We start from the raw sequence: 14492 nt of genomic DNA, 5'->3' as shown, positions 1-14492 counted from the left end.
GGATCGCCTAAGGATTCCCGCAAAATCAGCGGCAAAGAACGGTTAAGGCAGCGGAACGGACACCGTGCCGGGGCTGACGATCTGCGCGCGCAGTTCCTGCGTGCGGTTGGCGGTGCCCGCGCCGGAGAGCGGCCGCACACGAATCCAGTCCCCCTCCGCCCCGCCTTCCAGTGCCATGCCGGGCTGCGTCACCGTGAAACCGTCCCCGGCGACCGAGATGGCCACCGCATCGCCGCGCTTCACCACCTGCTCTGCCGGGGCCTGGGCCACGGCGGCCGGACGGCGCACCGGCACGAACAGCCGCCAGCCGCCGGGATCGCCGCATTGGACGACCACGCTGTCCTGCCCGTTCCCGCGCCAGGAAAGCGCCAGTCCGCTGCGGCATGGGGACAATCGCAGCCTGCGGTCGACCGGGGTCAAGGCCCCGCCGATCTCGCCCACGGGCGCACCGGTGAAGGCGGCAACCTGCCGGTCGATCGCGTCGAGATCGGCGAAGGGGCTGGAGGCGGAGGCGCTGAGGATAAGCAGGGCAGGGATCATTGCGGCACGGGTCCATGGGTTGAAGCCTGCCCGGACGGACGCAAACTTCGTGCCATACCCTCCGCCGCAGCCGGAGCGGGCGGCAGCAGGAGCGGCATGGAAGGCGCATCGAACGCCAGTTCCGCGCGCGGCGGCCCGGCGCCGGGTTCGACGACGATCCGTGCTCCGCCGAAATCGGATGCCCCGGCCTGCGCCTCCCGCAGCATTCCTGCCGCCATCTCCAGCGCCCGCGCTTCCATGCCGGGGGCATAGGCGACGGTGATGGTCAGTTGCTGGCGGGGGTCGCGCGGCTGCTGGCTGAGCCAGCGCGCCAACGGCGGCGCCCCGGGCGCGGCGATGTAGACGGCCAGCGCCTGCCCCCGGTCCGATGGGCCTGCAGGCGGTTGAGCGGCAGGCGGTTGAGCAGCAGGCGAGTGGGCGGCCGGCGGCTTGTCAGCCTGGCGCTTGGGCGGCGGGCGATGCGTCACGGCGGCGGCGGTGATCATGAACAGGATCAGCGACAGGTCCGCCAGCGAAGTCTGCCAGCTGACGGCCGTGCGCGCGCTCACCAATTGCCTCCCCGGCCCCAGTCCTCGCTTTCATCAAGGACCGCATCGGCCGGATCGGTTCGGGCGGGTTCGGGGTTCTCGGGCACTGCCTGCTCGTCTTCGCGCGGGATCGCCATGCGCCGCGGCTTCAGTTCGGACGGCAGGGCATCGACCACCTGCCCCTTCAGCCAGTCCAGCACTTTCTCCCGCTCGCCCTCCTCCTCGCTCGCGCGGCGCGCCACCATGCGGGCGAGCGGGGCGAAGACCAGATTGCCCAGCAGCAGCCCGTAAAGCGTGGTCAGCACCGCCAGCGAGATCACGCGGGTGAAATCGTCCATCGCCGCATCCCCGCCCGGCATCTGCGCCAGAGAGATCAGCGTACCGGCCAGGCCGAACACCGGCGACAGGTCCGCCGCCTGATGCAGCGTGCGCACCGCGCGCCCGGTCAGATCGCCGCGTCGCTGCTTGTGCGCGGCATGGGCGATGTTCAGCGCGTCCAGCGATCGGCTGGCGATGAACAGGCTGGTCGCCTCATCGAATTCGGGATCGCCCGAACGGAACGGCTGCGCGCGGATCACCCCGTCGCGCTGCATTTCCTGAATGTGCACGGCCAGCGCAGTCTTCGCGCGGGCCGCGCGAAAACGGGCCCGCGCCAGTTCGCGCAGCCCGGCGCCGGCCAGCCGGGTATCGGCAAGCCCGCAGCGCAGCACCGTCCCCAGCACGGTGCCGCCGACGACAATGACGGCACTGGTGCCGTCCAACAGGGTTCGCGGATCGATCACGCGGTCCTTCTCCTTTTGCGGACAAGAACGGCGTTTTTCGCAGGCTTTCAGCCGGAGGCCGCGATTTGCCGCTTTCCGGCAAGCGATTGCCGCCTGCCCCATGGCCTGGCGCGCCGCCACCCGCCGCATTCCCGCCAAACGGCAACTGGCACACCCCTTGCTACCGATCCGGGAACGACGCCCCTTTCAACCGGAGCCACAAGAAATGTCGCAGGACCTGTTCGGGATTCATGCCGAGGCGCTGGAGCTTCGCTCACGGCGGATGGGCCTGATCGCCTCGAACATCGCCAATGCCGCCACGCCCGGATACAAGGCGAAGGACATCGATTTCACCGCCGCGCTCAAATCCGCGGAGCGCGGCGGCAATGTCGATAGCGCCGCCGACGATGCGACCCAGTACCGCGTCCCCGTCATGCCCTCTCTCGATGGCAACACGGTGGAGATGCAGAACGAGCAGGTCGCCTTCTCCGAAAACGCGGTGGGCTATTCCGCCACGCTCCAGTTCATCAGCGCCCGGGTCAACTCCGTCACGCGCGCGCTGAAGGGCGAATGACGATGGCCGGCAGCACCACGAACAACGGGCAGCCGATGACGATGTTCTCCCTCGCCCAGCGCGCCATGTCCGCGCAGCTGGTGCGGATGAACGCGGCGGCATCGAACCTGGCCAACGCCGGTTCGGTCGCGGGCAGCGAGGATGGCACCTACAAGCCGATCCGCCCGGTCTTCGCCACCGATCTGGACCGCCAGAGCGGCCTTGCCTCGGTCGATATCGAAGGCGTGCAGCGCGAACAGGCGGCCGCCGTGCGGCAGCACGATCCCAGCCACCCGCTGGCCGATGCCAATGGCGACGTCTGGGTAGCCCCCGTCGATGAGAATGCCGAGATGGTCGAGATGCTCGAAGCCTCCCGGCAGTACCAGAACCTGGTCGAGGCCCTTTCGACCGCCAAGCAGCTCATGCTCGATACCGTGAGGATGAAATGACCGTCAGCAACGTCAACAACACCAGCAGCACCTCGGCCGCCACGACGCCTGCGAAGACCTCGCTCGCCGACCTCGATCAGGGCGATTTCCTGAAACTGATGCTCACGCAGATGCAGCAGCAGGACCCGTTCAACCCGATGGATCAGACCGAGATGCTGGCCCAGATGGCGCAGTTCTCCTCGCTCGCGGCGACGACGACGATGTCGGACACGCTGAGCACGATCTCTTCCAAACTGGATACGCTCGTGTCCACGCAGACCGCCACGCAGAACTCGATCGCCGATCTGGTCAGCGCCGTGACGGGCACGTCCGACGCCGGCGCCGCCACGAACTGACCCCACTTTCCCGCAGGAGCATCCCATGTCGTCCTTCTACACTTCGATCACGGGCCTCAAGAACGCCCAGACCGATCTCGACGTCATCGCCCACAACATCGCCAACTCGGAAACCAACGGGTTCAAGAAAAGCGATGCCTCATTCGCCGATATCGTCTCGGCCTCGGTGCTGACAGATCCCAAGCTGACCATCGGCATCGGCGCGCGCGTCTCGTCGATCAAACAGAATTTCAAGCTCGGCCCCACCGAACAGACCGGATCGGCGCTCGACGTCGCGATCAATGGTGAGGGCTTCTTCACCGTCGTCGCGCCGACCTCCGGCCAGACCTCCTATACCCGCAACGGTGCTTTTTCGGTCGGCCAAGGCGGCTACATCGTGAACGAACAGGACGCACGGCTTCAGGTCTTCCCTGTCGATGCCAGCGGCGCCATCAGTTCGACCACATTACAGGACGCGCAAATCCCCGCGACCAATGCCGCCGGCGCCGAATATGCCGGTGTGACGATCAGTGCCACCGGCCAGGTCATCGCGACTTACGCCGACGGCACCAATACGACGGTGGGGGTGATGGCGCTGGCCACTTTCGTCTCGCCCAACGGGCTCAAGCAAGTGGGCAATGCCAGCTGGAAGGCCACCGGCGTTTCCGGCGCAGCCAACTACGGCCAACCGGGATCGAGCCAATATGGCGAGCTGCTTTCCGGCACGCTGGAGCGGTCCAACGTCGATCTGGCCGAAGAACTGGTTTCGCTGATCACCGCTCAGCGCGATTTCCAGGCCAATGCCAAGGCAATCGACACGGCCAGCCAGATTGCGCAGACCATCATCAACTTGCGGACCTAAGCGGTAGCTGAACCATGGACCGCCTGATCTACACTGCCGTTTCCGGCCTCAACGCCTCGCTCAATCGGGAGCGGGTGATCGCCAGCAACATGGCCAATACGCACACCACCGGCTTCAAATCGGAAGTGCTGCAGGCCGCGCCGACGACGCTGGAGGGCCCCCAGCTGGAAGTGCGCGCACTTTCCAGCAGCGGGGTCATCGGCGCCTCGATGAAACAGGGGGAGATCGCCCGCACCGGCAATCCGCTGGACGTCGCGCTGCAGAACCAGTCCCTGCTGGCGGTGCAGGCGGGCGACGGGCAGGAAGTCTACACCCGCCGCGGCGACCTTTCCGTCACCGCGACGGGCGTACTCCAGAACGGAGACGGACTGCCCGTGCTGGGCGACAACGGCCCGATCACGGTGCCGCCGAACGGCACCGTCACCATCGCCGACGATGGCGGCGTTCTGGTGGCCGATCCCACCACGCCCGACGAGCCACCGCAACGGGTGGATCGCCTGCGGCTGGTGAGCCCCACCGGCACCCAGATCGCCAAGGATCTTTCCGGCACGTTCCGCGTGGTCGGAGCGAATGGCCAACCGGGTGGGGCCCTGCCGGTGGACGAGAATGCACAGGTGATTCCCGGGGCCCTGGAGCAGTCCAACGTCAACGCATCGGAGGTACTGACCGACATGATCTCGGCCCAGCGCCTTTTCGAAATGCGCACCAAACTGGTCGAGACCGCGCGTCAGGTCGACGAAGGCGGCGTCCGGCTCATGCGCATAGACAGCTGAGGAAACACAAGAAATGCCCAGTTCCGCACTACAGGTCGCTCGCACGGGTCTTGAGGCACAGGACACGCGCATGCGCGTGATCGCCAACAACCTGGCCAACGTCTCCACCACCTCGTTCAAGCGGGATCGCGCCAATTTCGCGACGCTCGCCTACCAGGACGCGCGCGTGGCCGGGGCACAGTCCTCCAACGAGACGGTCTATGCCACCGGGCTGAACCTCGGCACCGGCGTATCCATCCAGTCCACCTCGCGCATCGATACGCAGGGGACGCTGCAGACCACCAACAATACTTTCGACCTGGCGCTGGACGGGGACGGCTATTTCCAGATCAGCCTGCCCGGCGGCCAACTGGCCTATACCCGCGCGGGCAACTTCACCCGCTCCTCGGAAGGCCAGTTGGTGACAACGCAGGGCTATGTGGTCCAGCCGTCGATCACCGTGCCCGAAGGCGCGACCTCGATCACCGTCTCGCAGGACGGTACCGTCTCGGCGCAACTGGCCGGGCAGTCGGACCCGTCGCAGCTTGGCCAGATCACTATCGCCAGCTTCACCAACCCTTCCGCGCTGCAGGCCGGATCGGACAACTTCCTGCTGGAAACCGCCGCCAGCGGCCCGGTGCAGCTGGGCATCGCCGGGCAGGACGGGCGCGGGCAGATCCGGCAGGGCATGCTGGAAGCCTCGAACGTCAACGTGGTCGAGGAACTGGTCGACATGATCGAGACGCAGCGCGCCTACGAGATCAATTCCAAGATGATCTCCGCCGTGGACGAGATGCTGCGCAACGCGAACCAGACGTTGTGACCGCCATGGGGTGCGCGATGATTTCAGCTTTGGGCCAGCGTGGCGGCAGGTCCTTCGACAAGCTCAGGATGTGTGGCGGCGGGTCCTTCGACAAGCTCAGGACGTATGGCGGCGGGTCCTTCGACAAGCTCAGGACGGGCGGACGAGGGGAAATCTTCTCTTGCCCTTCACCCACCCCGCTCATGCTGAGCTTGTCGAAGCATGCCCGCGCCCCACTGAGCCTCTTGGTCGGCGCCGCGCTGTGCCTGACGCTCACGTCCCCCGCACTGGCGAAGAAGCCGCCCAAGCCCTCCGGGTTCGAGCCGACCCTGCCCGCGCCCCTGCCCGCCCCCGCGCAGGAACCCGCCGCGCAGCCTACTGGCGGCATCTTCAACGTCTCGCTCGGCTACGCGCCGCTCCACGGCGGCACTCGTGCCGCCCATGTGGGCGATGCGGTGACGATCCTGCTCGTCGAAAGCACAACCGCCGCCAAGACGGTCAGCTCCAAGAGCCAGAAGGGCGGCGGTGCCTCGATCACGCCGCCCACCAAGGGCCCGCTGGATTTCCTGACGGCCGATGCACTTAAAGCCAGCTCCAACTCGACGTTCAATGGTCAGGGCAATGCGGCGCAGACCAGTTCTCTGGTCTCCACTTTGTCCGTCACTATCGCGGAAGTGCGCCCCAATGGCACCGCGCTCGTCAAAGGAGAGAAGAAGATGCTGGTCAGTCAGGGCGATGAATGGATCCGGTTTTCCGGCATCGTCCGCCTCGCCGATATCGACGAGGACAACCAGATCGCCTCGACCCGCGTCGCCGATGCGCAGATCGAATATACCGGCAAGGGCGCGATCATGCGTTCGGGCCGCCAGGGCTGGCTGGGCCAGTTCTTCAACATGATCTCGCCGTTCTGATGCAGGATTTTCCGCCCCCTTCCCGCCGGCTGTTCGACGTGATCCTGGGCCTGCTGCTGGCGGGCCTGATCGCGCTGATCGTGTTCCTGGCGCCGGTCCATGCCCATGCCGAACGCGTGCGCGACCTTGGCCAGTTTCAGGGCGTGCGCGAAAACCAGCTGACCGGCTACGGTATCGTCGTCGGCCTGCCGGGCACCGGGGACGACAATCTGGAATATACGACGCAGGCGATGAAGGGCGTTTCCGGCCGCATGGGCCTGACGCTGCCGCCCGGCGTCTCGCCCGGCCTGAAGAACGCCTCCGCCGTGATGGTCACCGCCGAACTGCCCGCCTTCGCCAAGCCCGGCCAGCGGATCGACGTGACCGTTTCCGCCATCGGCAAGGCCAAGTCGCTGCGCGGCGGGGCCCTGATCATGACCCCGCTCTACGGCGCGGACGGACAGATCTATGCGATGGCGCAAGGTAACCTTGCCGTCGGCGGCCTGGGCATTTCCGGCCGGGACGGTTCCAACGTCACCGTCAATATCCCCACCGTCGGCCGCATTGCCGAGGGGGCGAGCGTGGAGCGCGCCGTCTCCACCGGGTTCGACAGTAATGCCGTGCTGCGCTGGAACCTGTTCGATGCCGATTTCCTGACCGCCGCACGCGTGCGCGATGCCATCAACAACCGCCTGCCGGGCACCGCCACGGTCGAGGACGGCGTGACCCTGGCACTGCATCTGCCGGCAGAGCCCGACACTCGCGCCAGCATGATGGCCGCGATCGAGATGATCGAGGTGGATCCGGCCGAGACCCCCGCCCGCGTGGTGGTGAACAGCCGCACCGGCACCGTGGTCATCAATTCCGCCGTGCGTCTGGCCCCGGCCGCGATCAGCCACGGCAAGCTGACCGTGCGGGTGGAGGAACGGCCCACGGTCGTCCAGCCCGCACCGTTCAGCCAGGGCCGCACCGCGATAGAGCAGAACTCCACGCTCGGGGTCGAGGAAGAGAAGCGCGCGGTGATGCTGTTCAAGGGCGGCGCCTCGCTCGCCCGCGTGGTCGATGCGCTGAACCTGCTGGGCGTCACCCCGTCCGACCTCGTGGCGATCCTCGAAGCGCTGAAGCAGGCCGGAGCGCTCAAGGCGGAGATGGTGGTGATATGAGCGCGATCGACACCAGCCTTCCGGGCCTGACCATCCAGCCCGGCGCCAGCGACCGGGAGAAGCTGAAGGCCACCGCCAAGCAGTTCGAATCGATGCTGGTGCGCCAGATGCTGGCCGCCGCGCGCAAGACCGACTTCGGCGGAGATCAGGTGTTCGGCAGCCAGGCGATGGATACCTTCCGCCAGATGCAGGACGAACACTTCGCCGACGTGACCGCCGACAGCGGCGTGCTGGGCCTCGCCTCGATCCTGGAAGCGCAGATGCAGCGCTACCTGCCTGCCGAGGCAGCCGCCGCCACCGATACCGCCACACCGTCAGAGGGAGCCGCCTGAGATGGCCTCGAACCTCATATCGATCGCCAACTCGGGCGCCCGCGCCGCCAAGGCCGCGCTCGACGTTACCGCGCAGAACATCGCCAATGCCTCGTCCGACGGCTATGTGCGGCGCAGCGTTTCGCTGTCCGAACTGGCAATCAACTCGGTCAGTTCCTCCCCCACGGCCATCAACCTTGCAGGCGTGCGGATCAACGGCATCACGCGCAATGCGGACATGTTTCGCCAGTCCGAAGTGCGCCGCACCGGTGCCGACGCGGCGCGCGCCGATGCCGAAGTGACGGGGCTGGAAAACGTCGAAAGCGCGGTGGAGCAAACCGGCGTCTACGATTCCGTCGTCAATTTCGAAGCCTCGCTGAAGCAGTTGCTGTCCGATCCCACCGATGGCTCGCTGCGCGCCTCGGCACTGGAACAGGGCCGCACGCTGGCGCAGACGATGAACACCGCCGCCTCCAGCCTGGACGCCGCCGGACAAGGCCTGCGGTTCGAGGCGCAGGACGGCGTCAATCAGGTCAACACGCTGTCCGCCGAACTGGCCCGCGTGAACTTGCGCCTCGCCCGATCGTCCGATGCTTCCAGCGACCAGTCCAGCCTGCTGGATCAGCGCGATTCGCTGCTGCAGAAGATCAGCGGCTACGTCGACATTTCCACCAGCTTTGCCGACGACGGCACCGTGGAAGTGCGATTGGGCGGCAGTACCGGGCCGGACATCGTCAACGGCGGCACCGCCGCCACGCTGGCGGCGAACACCGAAAGCGACGGCACGCTCAGCTTCACGCTGGATGGCAATGCCGCCACGATCTCCTCGGGTTCGGTCGCGGGCAAGAACCAGGCGCTGTCCGAACTCGCCAATGTCCATTCGCAGCTCGATGCCATCGCCTCCGAAGTCATGACCGCGATCAATGGCGTGCAGACCGCCGGCGTCGATCTGGGCGGCAATGCCGGGCAGCCGATGTTCTCCGGCACCAATGCCGCCAGCATGTCGCTGTCGCTCACCAGCGGCAGCCAGATCGCCACGGCACCGGCCGGTTCGGGCGCGAACAGCCGCGACGCCTCCAATCTGGAAGCGATGCGCAGCGCGCTGGACGCCGCCGATCCGGCTGGAGACATGGACACGCTGCTGTTCGGCATCTCCAGCGCCGTCGCCGGCCGCACGGTCACGCGCGATTCGCTGGAATCGATCGCCAGCAACGCCAAAGTCGCGCTGGAAGCGCAAGCCGGTGTCGATCTCGATCAGGAAGCGGTGAACCTCACCCTGTTCCAGCAGGCCTATCAAGCCAACGGCCGGGTCATGCAGGTCGCTTCCGACATCTTCGATTCCATCCTCTCGATCAGCTAGTCCGAACGGAGCCCTTCCCATGACTATCGTCTCGACCAGCACCAGCGCCTTCTTCGAGAGGTCCCGGAGCGACATCAAGGCCCTGCGCACGCAGGCGGAAAACTACCAGTCGCAGATGTCCAGCGGCCTGAAGTTCGACCGGTCTTCGGACAATCCGGTGGCGGCATCGCGGCTGCGCTCGCTGTCCCGGCAGGAGGCGCTTTCGGGCATCGACAAGACCAATGCCCAGCGCGCTAATGCCGATCTCTCGCTGGCGGATTCGACGATGTCGGACATGGCGGACGCGCTGATGCAAGTGCAGGATCTGGCGACTCAGGCCGCCAGTTCGACGCTGACCGACGATCAGCGCGCCTCCATCGGCACCCAGCTGGACCAGATCTTCAGCAACATGCTGGCGCTGGCCAATGCACGCGATTCCAACGGCCATGCGCTGTTCGGCGGCACCAGCGCGGGCGATGCCTATTCACTCGATGCTTCGGGTAACGCCGTCTACGTCGGCACCACGAGTTCGGACACGCTGCCGCTGGGCGCCGGACAGAGCGTAACCCGTTCGATGACCGGGCCGCAATTCCTCAGCTTCACCAATGCCGGCGGCACCCAGACCGACCTGCTCGCCGTGGTGAAGGGGTTGGCGGACGCGCTGAACGGCGGCGCCACCGACCCGACCGGTGCCGCCTCCGCCGCGCTGACCGACCTCAAGGCCGGGCTGGATACCCTCACCACCGGACAGACCGTGATCGGCACGCGGCTCGCCTGGATCGACGTGGTGGACGACCGCCGCACGAACCTTTCCGAACTGCGCTCTTCCGAGGAAGCGGACATCGGCGGCGCCGACCCCGCGACCACGATCGCCAATCTTCAGGAAACCATGACCGTGCTGGAAGCGGCGCAATCGACCTTCGGCAAGCTCGCCTCCCTCAGCCTCTTCAACGCAATCGGCTGATCCGCACCACCCGGCCGCACAAGTGAAGGCGGCGCAGGGGGAGGGGCCGGGGCTTTTACACGACAGGGGACGTTAACCATGTTCGCAGTGATCGGCGTCGTCATCCTGCTGGTGATGGTGTTCGGTGGATTCGCGATCACCGGCGGCGCGCTTGGCCCGGTGATGGAGGCGATTCCGCACGAAATGCTCATCATCGGCGGTGCCGCGCTGGGTGCCATCGTCACCGGCAACTCGATGCACGAGATCAAGGCGCTGGGCAAAGGCGTGGGCAAGGTCTTCAAGGGCCCGCGCCACAACAAGCAGGACCATGTGGATGCGATCATCCTGACCGTGAAGCTGATGAAGATCCTGCGCTCCGAAGGCCCGGTGGCGCTGGAGAGCCACGTGAACGAGCCGCAGAACTCCGCGCTTTTCGCCGAATTTCCGCGCCTGCTGGCCAATGAGGCACTGGTGCACCTGATCTGCGATACGTTGACCCTGATCGTCGTCTCGTCCGGCACGCTGGAAGTCCACGCGGTGGAAGACGTGATGGACAATTCGATGAAGACCCACTTCCACGAATTGCACGAACCGCAGCACGCTTTCCAGAACCTGGCGGACGCGCTGCCGGCGCTGGGCATCGTCGCCGCCGTGCTGGGCGTGGTGAAGACGATGGGATCGATCGACAAGCCGCCCTCCATCCTGGGCGGCATGATCGGTTCGGCGCTGGTCGGCACTTTCATGGGCGTGCTGCTGGCTTACGGCATCGTCGGCCCGATGGCCGGCCGCATGAAGCAGATCAACGAGCAGGACGAACAGATCTTCCACGCCGTGAAGCAGGTGATCATTGCGTCCTTGCACGGCTGGCCGCAGCCGCTGGTGGTGGAATCGGCGCGTTCGGGCCTTGGCCATGCCTTCCGGCCCGGCCTTTCCGAACTGCTAGACGCGATGCGGGGCCGCTGAGGTGGCAACCAAGAAACCGAAGGAGGCGCCGCGGCCGATCATCGTCAAGAAGGTGACGGTGGTCGAAGCCGGGCACCACGGCGGCGCCTGGAAAGTGGCCTATGCGGACTTCGTGACCGCCATGATGGCCTTCTTCCTGCTGCTGTGGATCGTGGGTGCCACCACCGAAAAGCAGCGCAAGGGCATTGCCGACTATTTCTCCCCCACCCTCGTCAAGACTCGGCAGGGCAGCGCGGGTTCGGCCAATGGGCTGCTCGGCGGATCCTCGCTGACCGAAAAGGACAACCTGCCCCATGCCGGCGGCACCGGCACCAAGACCATCACCATCCCGCGCGACGCCACCGGCGGCAACCGGGAGGGCGGCACCCCGATCAAGCGCACCTCGCTGGCGCGCGAGGCGCTCAATCGCAAGCTGCAGTCGACCGCGGAACTGCGCAAGCTGGCCAAGCAAATCCGTATGGTGGACACCACCGAGGGCATTCGTATCGACATGGTGGACGATGCCGATTTCTCCATGTTCCGGCTGGGCACCACGATCCTGACACCGCAGGCAACGGAACTGCTGAAAGCCATTGCCGAAGCCATCGGTCCCGAAGGCGGTCCGCTGACGATCCGGGGCCATACCGACGCCATTCCCTATCGCGACGGTGTGCCCGGCAACAACTGGTCGCTTTCCGCCGGCCGTGCCGAAGCGACGCGCCAGCAACTGATCGCAGACGACATTCCCGCCGACCGCTTCAAGCGGATCGAGGGCGTGGCCGACATGGAGCTCCTGATCCCGCAAGACCCACATGACCCGCGCAATCGGCGGATCTCGATCACCATCGCGAATTAGGGAAAGCGGGTGTCGCGCCCGCCCCCTTTCCCACCCCCGTTCATCCTGAGCCTGTCGAAGGATGTGAGACACAGCGCGATGCCGCCGGGGGCTTCGACAAGCTCAGCCTGAGCGGGTTTTGGAAGCGCCCCCTTACCTCGTCGCCCCCGCGAAGGCGGGGGCCCCGCTGCCTTCTGCAACCCGCCCGCCTCGCACGAAGGAAGCGGGATCCCCGCCTTCGCGGGGATGACGGAGTGAGAGGCGACACACGTCGGCTCCCTCCCTTAAGAGAACCTCAGGCCGCTTCCAGCACCATGTTGAACGGCCCCTCCGTCGCGCGGCGGACATACGTGAACCCGGCCTCACGCATGATCGCCGAGAGCCGCGCCTCGCCGGCCTGTGCGCCCAGCCCCTCTCCCACTTCCTGATCGAGCGAGGTCGGCACGCAGATCATCGTCGATGCATTGTAGTAGAGCCGGCCCACCGGGTTGAAGCTCTGCTCCGGCGCGTCGCCAGCGATCGGCTCCACCACCATCCAGCGCCCGTACGGCGCCAGCATCCCGCGCACATGCGCCGCGCAGCCGCGCGGATCGCCCATGTCGTGCAGGCAATCGTACATGGTGACGAGATCGAAGCCGGATTCCGCGATGGTCTTCGCGGTCGAAACCTCAAACCGGACGCGGTCCTCCAGCCCATGGGCCTGCGCGTGGCGGCGGGCTTCCTCGATCGAGGGTTCATGGAAATCATATCCGATGAACAGACTGTCGGGATAAGCCTCCGCCATCAGCATCGTCGAGAAGCCGACCCCGCAGCCGACATCGGCGACTTTCGCGCCCTTGCGCAGCCGCGCTTCCACCCCGTCGAGCGCGGGGATCCAGTTCTGGACGATGTTGTTGACATAGCCGGGGCGAAAGAACGCGCCGGTGGCGCAGAACAGGCATCCCGCGTGATCGCCCCAGCGCACCCCGCTGCCGTCGCGGAAACACTGCTCCACCCGGCCCTCCGCCTCGATCATCGCCGCGACCAGTTCGTAGGCGCCAGCCAGATAGACCGGGCTGTCCGGCACCACGAAGACCATCGCCTGCTCGGGCGAGAGGCTGAACGTGCCGCCTGCCGCATCATAGTCCAGATAGCCGTTGGCCGCCTGCGCCAGCGCCCATTCGCGCACGTAACGGGCGTGGAGCCCGCCCGCGCGCGCCGCCAGTTCCTCGGCCGTCGCCGGGCCTTGCGCCAGCGCCGTGAACAGGCCCAGCCGCAGCCCGACCCGCACCGTGGGCACGCTCATCGCGCCGCCCAGATCGCCCAGCATCTTGCCGATGAACGCGTGAAGCTTCGCTTCGTCTACAGGGTCTGACATCGCGGATCCCCTCTCACCGAGTCGCTGTTGTCATGGACCGCCCCTTGCAGCGGACAATACCATGACACGGCGAAGCGGGGACGCGAAAACGGGCCCGGCGGCTGGGGAAAGCCCGCCGGGCCCGAAGGGCCGGCCCGAAAGCCAGCCCCAATAACCGATGCGCTTGCGCGTCAGGTTACCGCAGCAGCGAGAGCACGTCCTGCTGGCTCTGGTTGGCCTGCGCGATCATTGCCGTCGATGCCTGGCTGAGGATCTGGGCCTTGGCCATCGCCGTGGTTTCGCTGGAATAATCGGCATCCTCGATCCGCGAACGTGCGTCCGACAGGTTCGTCACGTTGTTGGTCAGGTTGTTGATCGCCGATTCGAGGCGGTTCTGGCCGGCACCCAGCGAGGCGCGGGTCGAGTTCACGTCCGCCAGGGCAAGGTCGACGTTGTCGATCGTGGTCGAAGCGTTCGTGGCGGTCGAAACGTCCAGCGCCGAAGCGGTCAGGTTGGTGCCGTCGATCGCGTTCGAGGTCAGCGTGACCTTCTCGCCCGAATTCGAGCCGGTCTGGATGTCGAAGGTGACGTCCGAACCCGAAGTGGTGGAGAACAGCGTGTTGCCGTTGAACTTGGTCTGCGTCAGCACGTCGCTGATCTGGCTGGTCAGCGCGGTCACTTCCGACTGCATCGCATCGCGGTCGCTGTCCTGATACGTGCCCGAGGACGACTGCACGGCCAGTTCGCGAACGCGCTGCAGCATGTTGGTCACTTCGTCCAGGCTGCCTTCGGCGGTCTGGGCCAGCGAGATGCCGTCGTTGGCGTTGCGGATGCCCTGGCTCATGCCGCGCACCTGCGAGGTCATGGAGGTGGCGATGGCCAGACCGGCGGCGTCATCCTTGGCCGAGTTGATTCGCTTACCGGTCGAAAGACGCTCCATCGCGGTGCTGAGCATCTTGTTGGCCGAGGTCGAGGAATTCGCAGCACGGATGGCGCTGATATTGGTATTGATGACAGACATGTAATTGCTCCCGTAGGGTATCCCGAGTTCCGAACGGCGGGATCCGGCGCATCCGGCCCAACCGTCGACAGCTAGACCGGCAAGCGCCCGGCAAAATTAAGCCGCCCCCTTGCCGGATTGTTGCCGGAAGGGGCCGGAAAGGGCGTCGGAAG

18 protein-coding genes are annotated in these 14492 nt (G+C 66.3%); 13 read left to right on the top strand and 5 right to left on the bottom strand.

Translation table 11 applies throughout. The features are described 5' to 3' along the window. Positions 1-42 precede the first annotated feature (42 nt). Genes ACZ1JV_RS10605 through ACZ1JV_RS10595 form a run of 3 tightly spaced genes read right to left on the bottom strand, consistent with a single transcriptional unit; the run spans position 43 to position 1849 of the window. Entirely contained in the window at positions 43-540 is a 498-nt protein-coding gene (locus tag ACZ1JV_RS10605) for a flagella basal body P-ring formation protein FlgA (protein ID WP_465151533.1), read from the bottom strand. Then, entirely contained in the window at positions 537-1088 is a 552-nt protein-coding gene (locus tag ACZ1JV_RS10600) for a hypothetical protein (RefSeq protein ID WP_465151532.1), read from the bottom strand. The genes ACZ1JV_RS10605 and ACZ1JV_RS10600 overlap by 4 nt, the downstream gene beginning before the upstream one ends. Beyond that, complete coding sequence (locus tag ACZ1JV_RS10595) at positions 1085-1849, bottom strand: MotA/TolQ/ExbB proton channel family protein (RefSeq protein ID WP_465151531.1); 765 nt, start codon at positions 1847-1849, stop codon at positions 1085-1087. Before ACZ1JV_RS10595 ends, ACZ1JV_RS10600 begins: the two co-directional genes overlap by 4 nt. 205 nt (positions 1850-2054) lie before the next feature. On the opposite strand from ACZ1JV_RS10595, the gene flgB reads away from it, so the two are divergent. The 13 genes from flgB to ACZ1JV_RS10530 all read left to right on the top strand — a co-directional run bounded on the left by flgB (position 2055) and on the right by ACZ1JV_RS10530 (position 12004). After that, the gene (gene flgB / locus ACZ1JV_RS10590; protein WP_465151530.1) at positions 2055-2402 is read left to right on the top strand and encodes a flagellar basal body rod protein FlgB; all 348 of its coding nucleotides are present in this window, start codon (positions 2055-2057) and stop codon (positions 2400-2402) included. A 2-nt stretch (positions 2403-2404) separates the two neighbouring features. Continuing rightward, entirely contained in the window at positions 2405-2830 is a 426-nt protein-coding gene (gene flgC, locus ACZ1JV_RS10585; protein ID WP_465136412.1) for a flagellar basal body rod protein FlgC, read from the top strand. Then, positions 2827-3165 (top strand): flagellar hook assembly protein FlgD, encoded by a 339-nt coding sequence (locus tag ACZ1JV_RS10580; protein ID WP_465151529.1) that lies wholly within the window; start codon positions 2827-2829, stop codon positions 3163-3165. Before flgC ends, ACZ1JV_RS10580 begins: the two co-directional genes overlap by 4 nt. A 25-nt stretch (positions 3166-3190) precedes the next feature. After that, positions 3191-4006, top strand: a complete 816-nt coding sequence (locus ACZ1JV_RS10575; protein ID WP_465136414.1) for a flagellar hook-basal body complex protein — start codon at positions 3191-3193, stop codon at positions 4004-4006. Between the two features lie 14 nt (positions 4007-4020). Continuing rightward, entirely contained in the window at positions 4021-4779 is a 759-nt protein-coding gene (locus ACZ1JV_RS10570) for a flagellar basal body rod protein FlgF (RefSeq protein ID WP_465151528.1), read from the top strand. Between the two features lie 13 nt (positions 4780-4792). Further along, a complete protein-coding gene (gene flgG / locus ACZ1JV_RS10565; RefSeq protein ID WP_465136416.1) occupies positions 4793-5581 on the top strand; it encodes a flagellar basal-body rod protein FlgG in 789 nt (262 codons plus the stop codon). 191 nt (positions 5582-5772) lie between these two features. Beyond that, entirely contained in the window at positions 5773-6471 is a 699-nt protein-coding gene (locus tag ACZ1JV_RS10560; protein WP_465151527.1) for a flagellar basal body L-ring protein FlgH, read from the top strand. Beyond that, positions 6471-7613 carry a flagellar basal body P-ring protein FlgI gene (locus tag ACZ1JV_RS10555; RefSeq protein ID WP_465151526.1) on the top strand — a complete coding sequence of 381 codons (1143 nt, stop codon included), beginning with the start codon at positions 6471-6473 and terminating at the stop codon, positions 7611-7613. Before ACZ1JV_RS10560 ends, ACZ1JV_RS10555 begins: the two co-directional genes overlap by 1 nt. Further along, complete coding sequence (locus tag ACZ1JV_RS10550) at positions 7610-7945, top strand: rod-binding protein (protein ID WP_465151525.1); 336 nt, start codon at positions 7610-7612, stop codon at positions 7943-7945. Before ACZ1JV_RS10555 ends, ACZ1JV_RS10550 begins: the two co-directional genes overlap by 4 nt. A 1-nt stretch (position 7946) precedes the next feature. Next, positions 7947-9284, top strand: coding sequence for a flagellar hook-associated protein FlgK (gene flgK / locus ACZ1JV_RS10545; RefSeq protein ID WP_465151524.1), 1338 nt, complete (start codon positions 7947-7949; stop codon positions 9282-9284). 19 nt (positions 9285-9303) lie between these two features. Next, the gene (locus tag ACZ1JV_RS10540; protein ID WP_465151523.1) at positions 9304-10227 is read left to right on the top strand and encodes a flagellin N-terminal helical domain-containing protein; all 924 of its coding nucleotides are present in this window, start codon (positions 9304-9306) and stop codon (positions 10225-10227) included. 78 nt (positions 10228-10305) lie between these two features. Further along, positions 10306-11169 carry a flagellar motor stator protein MotA gene (gene motA / locus ACZ1JV_RS10535; protein ID WP_465136421.1) on the top strand — a complete coding sequence of 288 codons (864 nt, stop codon included), beginning with the start codon at positions 10306-10308 and terminating at the stop codon, positions 11167-11169. Between the two features lies 1 nt (position 11170). Further along, positions 11171-12004, top strand: coding sequence for a flagellar motor protein MotB (locus tag ACZ1JV_RS10530; RefSeq protein ID WP_465136422.1), 834 nt, complete (start codon positions 11171-11173; stop codon positions 12002-12004). Between the two features lie 274 nt (positions 12005-12278). Here the strand turns inward: ACZ1JV_RS10530 and ACZ1JV_RS10525 are convergent, their stop codons facing one another. Together ACZ1JV_RS10525 and ACZ1JV_RS10520 are read right to left on the bottom strand one after the other, a co-directional pair. After that, a complete protein-coding gene (locus ACZ1JV_RS10525) occupies positions 12279-13340 on the bottom strand; it encodes a class I SAM-dependent methyltransferase (protein ID WP_465151522.1) in 1062 nt (353 codons plus the stop codon). Between the two features lie 175 nt (positions 13341-13515). Then, the gene (locus ACZ1JV_RS10520; RefSeq protein WP_465151521.1) at positions 13516-14340 is read right to left on the bottom strand and encodes a flagellin N-terminal helical domain-containing protein; all 825 of its coding nucleotides are present in this window, start codon (positions 14338-14340) and stop codon (positions 13516-13518) included. Positions 14341-14492 lie beyond the last annotated feature (152 nt).

The organism is Novosphingobium sp. BL-S-19, from assembly GCF_055521675.1.
Note: the sequence above shows the minus strand (reverse complement) of the source record. Positions and strands in the feature narration are given on the sequence as shown.